This is a genomic window from Streptomyces sp. NPDC002868 (assembly GCF_055563295.1).
Genome location: NZ_JBVHDR010000029.1, coordinates 1 through 13,912 on the forward strand (window position 1 = coordinate 1; position 13,912 = coordinate 13,912).

Here is a 13,912-nt window from a genome sequence, read left to right on the forward strand (position 1 = left end):
TCAGCCAGCACAGCCCGACCCACACCAGGACCGCACTCCACCCGCTCAACCAGCGCACCACACCCCGCCAGCCCATCCACCACCGAGGAAACCCACGCGTCCCCCGCCGGAACCACACACAGCCAACGCCCACCCAACCGGGCAACCCCAGCCCCAACCAGCGGCTTCCACTCAACCCGATAACGCCAACCGTCCACCACCGACCGCTCACGCCGCTGCCGCCGCCACGACGACAACGCAGTCAGAGCCTCACTCCACGAAGCATCACAATCGATCGCCAGATCCCCAGCCAGGGTGTCCAGATCTCCGCCTTCCACGGCCTTCCAGAAGAGCGCATCCGCCGCGTCTGGGGCGCCGGCAGCACCGCCGGTCTCAGGCCCCGATGACTCCAGCCAGTAACGCTCGCGCTGGAAGGCGAACGTCGGCAGATCCACCCGTCGAGCCCCGGGGAAGAGCGCCCGCCAACGCACGTCCCCACCATGGACAAACGCTCCGCCGACTGCAGTCACCAGCGCTTCGACCTCCGAGCGGTCCTTGCGCTGGGTGGGTACGAGGAGATGGCCGGGCTCGTCCACGCATCCCTGTGCCATGGCGGTCAGCGTGCCGTCGGGGCCGATCTCCAGGAACCGGGTGACGCCGTGCCCTTCCAGCCGACGGATGCCGTCGGCGAACCGGACAGCCTCCCGTACGTGCCGCACCCAGTAGCCGGGAGAGGTCAGTTCTTCTGCGGTGGCCAACTCGCCCGTGACATTGGAAACGACCGGGATACGCGGCTGCTCGTAGGTCACGCTCTCGGCGACCGTACGGAACTCGGCCAGCATCGGCTCCATCAACGGCGAGTGGAACGCATGGCTCACCCGTAGCCGCTTCGCCTTCCGGCCCTCAGCCTCGAAATGCTTCGCCAGCTGAGTGACCGTGTCCTCATAACCCGAGACGACAACCGACTGCGGCCCGTTCACCGCCGCAACGCTCACCCGCTCCAGGTCCAGAAGCGGCAGCACCTCGGCCTCCGACGCCTGGAGCGAGACCATCGCCCCACCCGACGGCAACGCCTGCATCAACCGGCCCCGCGCCGCCACCAGACGACACGCATCCTCCAGCGACCACAGCCCCGCCACATGCGCGGCCGCCAACTCACCGATCGAATGCCCCACCAAATAGTCCGGCCTGACACCGAACGACTCCACCAGCCGGTAAAGCGCGACCTCAACCGCGAAAAGCGCAGGCTGCGTAAACCCCGTCCGATTCAACGCATCCGCATCATCACCGAAAACAACATCCTGCAGCGGCAACTCCAACTCACCATCAAAATACGCACACGCCGCATCAAACGCCTCCGCAAAGACCGGGAAAACGTCATACAACTCCCGCCCCATCCCCACCCGCTGCGCACCCTGCCCCGCGAACAGCAAAGCCGTCCGCCCACTCAGGGCACGGCCCCGTACAACAGCCGCGCTCGTCGCACCCTCGGCGAGAGCGCTCAATCCCCGCACGGCGGACTCGTGATCGTGTGCGAGAACCACAGCACGGTGCTCAAAAGTTGCCCTCGTAGTGGCCAGCGAGAAACCCACGTCAAAGGGCTCGTATTGGTCATCGTCCATGCGCGCCAACAGTTGGACCGCCTGTGCTCGCAAGGCAGCCTCGCTGGTCCCGGACACCACCCACGGCACCACAGGCAGCGAGCGGCGCCCCACCTCCTGAGTCACAGCATCAGCCACCGGAGCCTGCTCGATGATCGTGTGCGCGTTGGTGCCACTGATCCCGAACGACGACACACCCGCCCGACGAAGCCGATCCCCCTCCGGCCACTCCACAGCCTCGGACAACAACCGGACATTCCCCGCCGACCAGTCCACATGCGACGACGGCTCATCCGCATGCAACGTCCGCGGCAGCACACCATGCTGAAGCGCCAACACCATCTTGATCACACCAGCCACACCCGCAGCCGCCTGCGTATGACCGAGATTCGACTTCACCGAACCCAGCCACAACGGCCGGTCCCCGTCCCGCCCCTGACCGTAGGTGGCGATCAGCGCCTGCGCCTCGATCGGATCACCCAGCGTCGTACCCGTACCGTGCGCCTCCACCACGTCCACATCGGAGGTCGACAGCCCCGCCCCCGCCAACGCCTGCCGGATCACCCGCTGCTGCGAAGGCCCATTCGGCGCCGTCAGACCATTCGACGCACCATCGGAGTTGATGGCCGTCCCACGGATGACGGCGAGCACCGGGTGCCCGTTCCTCCGAGCATCGGACAGCCGCTCGACAAGCAGCATCCCGGCGCCTTCCGACCACCCCGTGCCGTCCGCGTCCTCCGAGAACGCCTTGCACCGGCCGTCGGCGGAGAGTCCACGCTGGCGGCTGAACTCGTAGAACATCGAAGGTGTGCACATGACGGCGACGCCCCCCGCCAACGCGAGATCGCACTCGCCCGACCGGAGTGCCTGAGCCGCCCAGTGCAGGGCCACCAGGGACGACGAGCACGCCGTGTCCACTGTGACGGTGGGTCCCTCGAAGCCCAGCGTGTAGGCGATACGGCCCGAGGCCACCGAGGTGGCGTTACCGGCCAGCAGTAGCCCTTGGACACCGTCGGGGATCTCACCGGCGCCCACCCCGTAGCCCGAGGTCGCCGCGCCCACGAACACGCCCGTGCTGCTGCCGCGCACCGAAGCCGGCTCGATGCCGGCCCGCTCGAGCGCCTCCCACGAGATCTCGAGGAGCAACCGCTGCTGCGGGTCGGTGGCCAACGCCTCCCGCGGGCTCATCCCGAAGAACGCCGGGTCGAAATGCCCCGCGTCATGCAGGAAGCCGCCTCCGCGAGCGTAGAAAGTCCCCCGGCTCGCGGGGTCGGGGTTGTAGCCGCCCTCGATGTCCCAGCCCCGGTCGGTGGGGAGGTCGGAGATCGCGTCACCCGCTCCCCTGAGCAACTGCCAGAAGTCTTCGGGCGTATGTATGTCGCCGGGAAAGCGGCAGCTCATCGCAACGATGGCAATGGGGTCGTCAGCGGTGTCCCGCCCTGAGACGGCTGTCCTCACCGCCGCCTCCGGCTCGCCCTCACCGAACAGCTCGCTCTGCAGATGGTGAGCCAGCACCACCGGTGACGGGTGATCGAAGACGAGGGTCGCGGAGAGCCGCAGCCCAGTGGCGGCGTTGAGGCGGTTGCGCAGCTCGACAGCGGTGAGCGAGTCGACGCCGAGCCCCCGGAAGTCGCGTGCGGCCTCGATCGACTCGGGGCCGGGGTGTCCCAGTACGAGCGCCGCCTGGGTACGTACGAGCTCCAGGAGCGAAGCTTCCCGGTCACCCTGCGGCAACGCGGCAAGGCGGGCTCGAAGGGCATCGACCGCGTTCTCGCCCGACGGCCTGGAGACCGCCGTGCGCCGTGCCGGGATGCCCAACAGACCACGCATTATCGCGGGGAGGACTGCTCCCGACTGCTGGGAGCGCAGCACCGCGTGATTCAGCTGGACCGGGACGACCAGGGGTACGGCGGAGCGGCAAGCGGCATCGAACGCTGCCATACCCCGTTCCGTGTTGAAGGGGATCATGCCGCCGCGTTCCATACGCTGAAGGTCCGGTTCGCTGAGCTCGCCCGTCATCCCCGCGCCCGATACCCACGGACCCCAGGCCAGCGAAGTCGCCGGAAGACCAAGATCCGCACGTCGGCACGCCAAAGCATCCAAGTAGGCGTTCGCCGCCGCGTAGTTGCCCTGCCCGGCACTGCCGAGCGTCCCCGCCACCGACGAGAACACCACAAACGCAGACAGATCCGCACCCACGGTCAACTCATGCAGATTCAGCGCACCATCCACCTTCGGCGCCAGCACCGCATCCATCCGCTCCGCTGTCAACGACGACAACACCCCGTCGTCCAGCACCCCAGCGGTATGCACCACCGCGGTCAGCGGATGCTCACCAGGAATCCCCTCCAGCACAGAAGCCAGCGCTTCGCGGTCGGCCGCGTCGCAGGCGGCGACGGTGACTTCGGCACCGAGCGCGGCCAGTTCCTCGCGCAGTTCGTTGGCGCCCGGCGCGTCCGGGCCCCGACGACTCGCCAACAGAAGATGCCGCATGCCGTGCTCGGCCACCAGATGCCGGGCCACCAGCGCGCCCAGACCACCCGTACCGCCCGTGACCAGTACCGTTCCCTCGGGATCGAGAGCCATCGGCACAGTCAGCACGACCTTGCCCACATGCCGGGCCTGGCTCAGGAACCGGAAGGCCTCCGGTGCCCGGCGCACATCCCACGCCGTCAAAGGCAACGGCCGCAGCACACCCCGCTCGAACAGGTCGAGCAACTCGACCAACATCTCCCCGATCCGCTCAGGACCGGCCTCGATCAGGTCGAACGCCTGGTAGCGCACGCCCGCGTGCTCGTCCGCCACCTGTTGCGATTCACGGATATCGGTCTTGCCCATCTCCAGGAACCGCCCGCCACGCGGCAGCAACCGCAGCGACGCGTCAACGAACTCCCCCGCAAGGGAGTCCAGCACCACGTCCATGCCTCGGCCGCCGGTCGCGCCCAGGAAGGACCCTTCAAAGTCCAGGTCACGTGACGACGCGATATGCGCCTCGTCCAAACCCGACGCCCGCAGCGTTCCCCACTTCCCCGGGCTCGCCGTACCGAATACCTCAGCACCCAGATGCCGCGCCAACTGCACCGCGGCCATCCCCACACCGCCCGCGGCCGCATGCACCAACACCGACTCCCCGGCCCGGAGCCCACCCAGATCGACCAGTGCGTAATACGCCGTCAAGAACACGACTGGCACGGAGGCCGCCTGCGCGAACGACCAGCCCTCCGGCATCCGGACGACGGTCCGGGCGTCGGCCACAGCCGTCGGGCCGAATGCCTGGGGGAACAGCCCCATGACCCGGTCGCCGGGGGCAAGACCGTGGACGCCGGCGCCGATCTCGGTGATGACTCCGGCGCCCTCCAGGCCGAAAGCACCCGCATCTCCCTGGTACATCCCCAGCGCGTTCAGCACATCGCGGAAGTTCACCCCGGCAGCACGCACAGCGATCCGGACTTCGCCGGGCTCGAGGGGCCGCTGGTCGATCGGTACGAGCGCCAGCTGATCCAGTGTGCCCTTGGCCGTGATGTCGAGCCGCCACCCGTCCCCGGCCTCTCCAGGAACGGGCAGCTCATCTCGCTGAACGTTGCTGCTCAGCCTTGGCACGTGGGCCGTGCCTGCCCGTACTGCGAGCTCCGGCTCACCGGACGCCAACGCCGCGGGCAGCGCGGCCAGCGATTCCTCTGTGCCGTCCACATCCACGAGCACGAACCGGTCGGGGTGCTCAAGCCGGGCGGCCCGCACGAGGCCCCAGACCGCGGCCTGTGCCGGGTCGGGCTGCCGCTGCTCTGCCGACACGGCGTTCCGGGTCACCACGACGAGCCGGGAGTCGGCAAAGCGCTCCGCCTCCGACCACTCCTGTACGCGGGCCAGGGTCCGGTACGTCGCGGCACGCACCGCCACGGCGGGATCGGCCGGCTCGTCGCTTGCCTCGTCCAGCCGCAGGACGACGAACGAGGGAACGTCCTTTGGCAGAACGGAGCCAAGCGTCTCCATATCGACGCTCGCTTCTGCCGCCGCCTCGGGCGCCGGGATCCAGTCGATGCGGTGCAGCGCGTCCGAGTGCGAACCCGCCGTCGTGGCGCCGCCGAGCAGCTGCGCGGATACCGGCCTCAGCGTGAGCGACGAGATCGCCGCCACGGGCCGCCCCTCCGCGTCAGCCAGCTCAAGCGACAGGCTGCTGCTCCCGGTTGTCGACACACGGGCGCGCAACAGGGACGCCTCGGATGCATACAGCTCCGCCCCTTCCCAGGAGAACGGCAGGCGTCCCCCGGCAAGGTCCTCGCCGGCTCCCAGGCCGAGCACATGCAGGACCGCGTCCAGCAGCGCGGGGTGCAGGCCGTAGCGCGACGTCTCGATGTCTTCGGGGAGCTCCACCGTGGCGAAGAGATCGCCACCCCGCCGCCATGCGGCTCTTAGGCCGCGGAAGGCAGGACCGTACTCGAACCCGGTGGCTGCCAGCGTCTCGTACAGGCCGTCGACCTCGACCGGTTGGGCTCCTGCCGGTGGCCAGACCGCGAAGTCGAACTTCTCCCGGCGCTCCCGGCGGTCGCTCGCTCCGAGTACACCGATGGCGTGTCGGGTCCATTGTTCGTCGGTGGAGCCGGGGCTCTGGTCGCGGCGGGAATGGAGGGTGAGCGCCCGGTCGCCGGAGGAGTCGGGTTCCTCAATGCGCATTTGCAGCTGAACCGCGCCATGTTCAGGGAGCACCAGCGGTGCTTCGAGAGTCAGTTCGCCAACGTGGTCGCAGCCGACCTGGTCTGCGGCGCGCAGGGCGAGTTCGAGGAAGGCTGTGCCGGGGAACAGGATCGAGCCCTCGACGACGTGATCCGCCAACCACAGCTGGGTCTTCGCGGAGACCCGCCCGGTGAACACCACAGCAGTGGAATCGGCGAGGGTCATGGCGGCCGCGAGCAGGGGGTGTCCGGCTGCCTCCAACCCGGCCGAGCCGAGGTTGCCGACGTCCGTGTGCGCGAGCCGCAGCCAAAAACGCTGGTGCTGGAAGGCATATGTCGGCAGGTCGACGTGTTGAGCGCCGGTACCGGCAAAGAACGGGGCCCATTCGACGGTGACACCGTGAGCGTATGCGTGGCTGATGGCGGTGAGGAGGTTGGTCGTCTCCGGGCGGTCCTTGCGCAGGGCGGGTACGAGGAGATGGTCAGTCCGCTCCAGGCATCCCTGTGCCATGGCGGTCAGCGTGCCGTCGGGGCCGATCTCCAGGAACCGTGTCGCGCCGTGCTCTTCCAGCCGGCGGATACCGTCGGCGAACCGGACGGCCTCCCGCACATGCCGCACCCAGTACTCGGGGGACGTCAGATCCGTGGCGAGTTCACCGGTTACATTCGAGATCACCGGGATACGCGGCTGCTTGTAGGTCACGCTCTCGGCGACCGTACGGAACTCGGCCAGCATCGGCTCCATCAACGGCGAGTGGAACGCATGACTCACCCGCAGCCGCTTCACCTTCCGACCCTCGGCCTCGAAATACGCGGCGATTTCCGCAACGGCGGATTCCTCACCCGCAATGACCGTCGCCGAAGGCCCGTTCACCGCGGCAATGCTCACCCGCTCCAGGTCCAGCAGCGGCAGCACCTCGGCCTCCGACGCCTGGAGCGAGACCATCATCCCGCCAGCCGGCAGCGCCTGCATCAACCGGCCACGCGCCGCCACCAGCCGGCACGCATCCTCAAGACCCATCACACCGGCCACATGCGCGGCCACGAGCTCACCAATCGAATGACCCAGCAGGAAATCAGGCCTGACACCGAACGACTCCACCAGCCGGTAAAGCGCGACCTCAACCGCGAAAAGCGCAGGCTGCGTAAAGCCCGTCCGATTCAACGCATCCGCGTCATCACCGAAAACCACATCCCGCAGCGCCAACTCCAACTCACCATCGAAATACGCACACACGGCATCGAACGCCTCCGCGAAAACCGGGAACGCGTCATACAACTCCCGCCCCATACTGACCCGCTGCGCACCCTGCCCCGCAAAGAGCAGAGCCAGGCCCCCTTCCGGGCGCGCCTCGCCGGTGGCTACGTCCGCATGAGCCTCGCCCCGGCTGAGGGCGCGCAAGCCGTCAAGCAGGGTTTTCGCGTCACCCCCAAGTACGACGGCACGGTGTTCAAACACCGAACGAGTGGCGGCCAGTGACAAGCCCACGTCGAGAGTGTCCAGCTCCGTACGGGCCTCCGCGTACGCAAGCAGCCGCCTGGCCTGTGCTCCCAGCGCCGCCTCGCTTCGCCCGGACAGCACCCAGGGCACCAGCGGAAGGCCTGCCGTGTCAGTTACCTGGGCTGCTTGGTCGGCCACCGGAGCCTGCTCGATGATCGTGTGCGCGTTGGTGCCACTGATCCCGAACGACGAGACACCCGCCCGACGAAGCCGATCTCTCTCCGGCCACTCCACGGCCTCGGTCAGCAGCCGGACATTCCCCGCCGACCAGTCCACATGCGACGACGGCTCATCCGCATGCAACGTCCGCGGCAGGACCCCGTGCTGAAGCGCCAGCACCATCTTGATCACACCAGCCACACCCGCAGCCGCCTGCGTGTGACCGAGATTCGACTTCACCGAACCCAGCCACAACGGCCGCTCCTCATCCCGGTCCTGCCCGTACGTCGCCAGCAGCGCCTGCGCCTCGATCGGGTCACCGAGCACCGTCCCGGTCCCGTGTGCCTCGACCGCATCCACATCCGAGGCCAAGAGACCCGCGCCCGCCAACGCCTGCCGGATCACCCGCTGCTGCGAAGGACCATTCGGCGCGGTCAGACCATTGGACGCGCCGTCCTGGTTCACCGCAGAGCCGCGTACGACCGCCAGCACCCGATGACCGTTCCGCCGCGCATCCGACAACCGCTCCACGAGCAGCATCCCGACGCCCTCGCCCCAGCCCGTGCCATCCGCACCCGCACCGAATGCCTTGCACCGGCCATCCACAGCCAGCCCACGCTGACGGCTGAACTCCACGAACGCGCCAGGCGTGGACATGATCGTGACACCACCGGCCAGGGCGAGATCACACTCCCCCGAACGCAATGACTGCGCCGCCAGATGCAGCGCGACGAGCGAGGACGAGCACGCTGTATCCAACGTCACCGCCGGCCCCTCCAGGCCCAGCGCATAAGCCACCCGGCCCGACACGACGGCGCCCGAGCTGCCGGTGAGGAGGTGCCCCTGGATGTCCTCGGGCATATCACCGGCGCCCGACCCGTAGCCCTGGTAGCCGCAGCCCACGAAGAGACCACTTCGGCTGCCCCGGAGCGAGACCGGGTCGATCCCCGCCCGCTCGACGGCCTCCCAGGACACCTCGAGAAGCATCCGCTGCTGCGGATCCATGGCCAGCGCCTCGCGCGGTGATATCCCGAAGAATCCGGGGTCGAACTCGCCCGCATCGTCGACGAATCCGCCCTCGCGGACATAGCTGGTGCCCGGCAGGCCAGATACGGGGTCGTAGAGCGCGTCGATGTCCCAGCCGCGGTCCTCCGGGAAAGGCGTGATGCCGTCCCCGCCCTCGGTGACCAGCTTCCAGAGGTCTTCCGGCGAGCGTACGTGTCCCGGGTAGCGGCAGCTCATCGCTACGATCGCGATCGGCTCGCCGTCCCCGTGGACCGGGTGGGCGAGTGCCGCTTCGTGCCGCTCCCGGCTCTCTCCCAGCAGTTCGGCACGCAGATGGCCCGCAAGCGCCGACGGAGTCGGGTAGTCGAACACGAGCGTCGGGGAGAGGGAGAGAGCGGTCGCCGCGGCCAGGGCATTGCGCAGTTCCACGGCGGTGAGCGAGTCGATGCCGAGGTCCTGGAACGTGCGTGCTGTCTCAATGGATTCGGGGCCCGGATATCCAAGTACGGTCGCGGCGTGCTCGCGTATGAGGCGGAGTAGCCGTTGTTCCTGCTCGGCCGGGGTGCGCAGCCCGGCGAGAAGGCTGCGGATGCCCTCGGTCGCGGTATGTCCCGGGGGGCGTTCCGCTGTCGCTTCGGGCAGCTTGCTGAACAGGGCCCTACGGCCAGCCGGAAACCGGGTCCAGTCGATGTCGGAGACGACCAGATGCGTCTCCTCGTCGTCGAGTGCCTGGCGCAGCGCGACAAGCGCGGGCTCCGGGTCCATGGGCGGCAGTCCTGCCCGGATGAGCCTGGCGCGTACGGCAGGGTCTTCGGCCATGCCACTGTGCGCCCAGGGGCCCCAGGCGATGCTGGTGGCGGGCAAACCGTGGGCGCGACGGTGCCTGGCGAGCGCATCCAGGTAGGCGTTGCCCGCCGCGTAGTTGGCCTGGCCGACGGATCCGAGGGTGCCCGCGATGGAGGAGAAGAGCACGAACGCGGACAGGTTGTGCTCACGGGTCAGGTCATGGAGGTTCGCCGCGGCCTCGGCCTTGGGGCGCATCACGGTGGCGAACCGCTCGGCGTCCATCGCGGAGAACGCGCCGTCGTCAAGGACGCCCGCCGCATGGAAGACGCTGCTCAGCGGGTGTTCCTCGGGGATGGAGGCAAGCAGTTCCGCGAGTGCGGCGCGGTCGGCGGCGTCGCACGCGGCGATGGTGGTCCGGGTGCCGTACTCGGCCAGTTCGGCGAGGAGTTCCTGGGTGCCCGGCGCGTCGGGGCCTCGCCTGCTGGTGAGCAGCAGGTGCTCGGCACCTTCGCGGGCAAGCCTGCGAGCGACGCGGGCGCCGATGGTGCCGGTACCCCCGGTGATCAGGGTGGTGCCGCGCGGGGTCCAGGCGCGGGCGGTCTTGTCAGCCTGTGGGGCGCGTACGAGCCTGCGGGCGAACAGGCCGGAGGCGCGGATGGCGTATTCGTTGCCGCTTCCGACGTTGCGGTCGGGGTCCGTGAGAAGGGAGCAGAGGCGGGTGAGGGCCCGGTCGTCGAGCTGTTCCGGCAGGTCGACGAGGCCGGTCCAGTGGTCGGGGTGTTCGAGGGCCGCAACGCGCCCGAGGCCCCAGAGGGTGGCCTGCTGGGGGGCGCCGAGCGGGTCGGAGCGGCCGATGGTCACAGCGCCTCGGGTGGCGGCCCACACCCTTGCGGGTGCACTCTCGCGGGCGAGAGCCTGAACGAGTGCGGTAGTCAGTGCGAGCCCGGAGGGGACTTCGGGGTGGTGGGGGTGGCGTCCCTCGCTGAGGGCAAGCAGGGACAGGATATTGACGCCGTCTTGTTCTCGTGCCTTGTTGACCACCTGGGCGATGTGCTCGCGATCGGCACCCGGTGGGAGGGCCACGGTCACGACGGTGGCGCCATGGCTGGTGAGTGCGGCCTGGATCGCGTGTACGGGCCGGTGGTCGTCCAGCTCATCGGGCATGACCAGCGTCCAGGTGGCGGGCGTGACCGCGGCGGAACGGTGGTCCACCGGTTCTGCGGCGGGACGCCGGTCCACCGGTTCCCACTGCTCGCGGTAGCGCCATGACCGCGCGGTGGAGTGCTGCTGCTGGTCGCGGTGGTACGCGGCGAGCGCGGGTACGACGGGTTCGAGGAGGGAGCGGTCGAGGCTGAGGCCGGCGGCGAGTTCCGGCACGTTCTCCTGTTCGACGGCGGTCCAGAACGCGGAGTGTGCGGGCTGACGGCCGGGCGCGTCCGCGGCCGGCAGCGCGGTGAGCCAGTATCGAGTGCGCTGGAATGCGTACGTGGGCAGGTCGACACGGCGCGCGCCGGGCAGGATGGCGGCCCAGTCGAGGCGGGCACCGGCCACATGGAGCTTGCCGATCGCGGTGAGGAGGCTCGCGTCTTCGGGCGTGTCCTTGCGGAGTACGGGGGTCAGCAGGCTGTCGCCGTCGGGGAGACAGGCAGCCGCCATCGCGGTCAGGGTGCCATCGGGGCCGATCTCCAGGAGCCGGGTAACGTTGCGCTCGGCGAGAGTGCGGACGCCGTCGGCGAAGCGTACGGCTTCCCGGACATGCTGCACCCAGTAGTCGGGGGACGTCAGATCCGTGGCGAGTTCACCGGTCACATTCGAGACCACTGGGATACGCGGCTGCTTGTAGGTCACGCTCTCCGCGACCGTACGGAACTCGGCCAGCATCGGCTCCATCAACGGCGAGTGGAACGCATGACTCACCCGCAGCCGCTTCACCTTCCGACCCTCGGCCTCGAAATCCGCGGCGACCTTCGCAACGGCGGATTCCTCACCGGAGACGACAACCGACTGCGGCCCGTTCACCGCCGCAATGCTCACCCGCTCCACATCCAGCAGCGGCAGCACCTCGGCCTCCGACGCCTGGAGCGAGACCATCACCCCACCCGACGGCAACGCCTCCATCAAACGACCGCGAGCCGCCACCAGCCGGCACGCGTCCCCAAGGGTCAGTACCCCGGCCACATGAGCCGCCGCCAGCTCGCCGATCGAGTGGCCCATGAGGAAGTCGGCTTTGACGCCCAGCCGGTCGAGGAGCCGGAACAGGGCCACCTCGAAGGCGAAGAGCGCGGGCTGGGTGTGCGCCGTCCGGTTCAGCAGCTCGGCGTCGTCGCCGAAGACGGTCTCGCGGAGCGGCGGGTCGAGTTCGCGGTCGAACAGCGCGCAAGCGGCGTCGAAGGCTTCGGTGAACGCGGGGAACCTTTCGTACAGTTCGCGGCCCATGCCGAGGCGCTGCGAACCCTGGCCGGTGAACAGGAACGCGGTCTTGCCGCGTACGGGCGAGCCGGTGTCCGCACTCGCGGAGGCCGTGTTCTCGTCGGCGAGTGCGGCCAGTCGATTGCGCAGCTCGGCCGGATCGGCGCCGAGTACGACCGCGCGGTGCTCGAAGCCCGACCGGGTGGTGGCCAGGGAGTACGCCACATCCCGCGGGTCCAGGCCGGGGTGTGCGTCCACATGCGAGAGCAGGCGCCTGGCCTGAGCCCGCAGCGCGGGCTCGCTGCGGGCGGAGAGCACCCAGGGGATACGCGGGAGGGGTGCGGCAGTGCGGTGGGGGGCCTCGTCCCTTGCGTCCTGCTCATCGGCGACCGGGGCCTGTTCGAGGATGGTGTGGGCGTTGGTGCCACTGATGCTGAAGGAGGAGATGGCTGCGCGGCGCGGCCGTTCGCTCTCCGGCCAGGCCACAGGCTCGGTCAACAGCCGTACGTTGCCTGCCGACCAGTCCACGTGGGTGGAGGGCTGCTCGGCGTGCAGGGACTGCGGCAGTACGCCGTGCTGGAGGGCGAGCACCATCTTGATCACACCGGCCACACCGGCGGCCGCCTGTGTATGTCCGATGTTCGACTTCACGGAGCCGAGCCAGAGGGGCCGGTCCTCGTCCCGGTCCTGTCCGTAGGTGGCAAGGAGTGCCTGTGCCTCGATGGGGTCGCCGAGCGTCGTCCCCGTGCCGTGTGCCTCGACCGCGTCGATGTCGGCCGCGGACAGACCGGCCCCCGCAAGCGCGGAGCGGATCACGCGCTGCTGGGCAGGGCCGTTGGGAGCGGTGAGGCCGTTGGACGCGCCGTCCTGGTTCAGGGCGCTGCCGCGTACGACGGCCAGCACCGGATGCCCGTTGCGGCGCGCGTCGGACAACCGCTCGACGAGGAGCATCCCGGCGCCTTCACCCCAGCCGGTGCCATCCGCGAGGTCGGAGAACGGCTTGCACCGGCCGTCGCCGGCGAGGCCGCCCTGACGGTCGAACTCCACGAAAGCGGCGGGGGTGGACATGACCGCGACACCGCCCGCGAGCGCGAGGTCGCACTCGCCCGCCCGGAGGGCCTGCGCGGCCAGGTGCAGTGTCACCAGGGAGGACGAGCAGGCTGTGTCAACAGTGACGGCCGGGCCTTCGAGGCCGAGGGCGTAGGCGACGCGGCCTGAGACGACGCTCCCCGTGTTGCCGGTGAGGATGTGCCCTTCGATGCCCTCGGGTACGTCCCCGCGCAGGCCGGAGCCGTACTCCTGGTTGCTGCACCCCGCGAAGACCGCGGTCCTGCTGCCGCGCAGCGTCGCCGGGTCGATCCCCGCCCGTTCGAGAGCCTCCCAGGAGATTTCGAGGAGCAGTCGCTGCTGCGGGTCAGTGGCCAGCGCCTCGCGTGGGCTCATGCCGAAGAACTGCGGATCGAACTCGTCAGCGGTGTGGACGAAGCCACCCCGCGTGGTGGCCACGTCGAGTGCGTCCAGGTCCCAGCCCCTGTTGGCGGGGAACTCGGACAGGGCATCCACGCCCCCGGCGAGCAGCTCCCAGTACTCCTCAGGCGTGTGCACCCCGCCAGGGAAGCGGCAGCTCATGGCGACGACGGCGATGGGTTCCCCGGCGGCGGCGACGAGTTGCTGGTTCTGTTTGCGCAGCCGATCGTTCTCCCGGAGCGATGCCCGGAGGGCTTCGACGATCTGATCCGCGGACGTGGCCATTGGTCAGCTCCGTAATTCTGGCTTCGTCGTTTGTGGCTTCGTCGGGACGG

1 protein-coding gene is annotated in these 13,912 nt (G+C 69.2%); it reads right to left on the reverse strand.

Annotation, left to right across the window (positions count from 1 at the left end; all coding sequences use genetic code 11):
• Positions 1 to 13,862: type I polyketide synthase (locus ACZ3H8_RS37570; protein WP_467409458.1), on the reverse strand; the 13,862-nt coding region annotated here is incomplete at its 3' end.
• Positions 13,863 to 13,912: the final 50 nt, after the last annotated feature.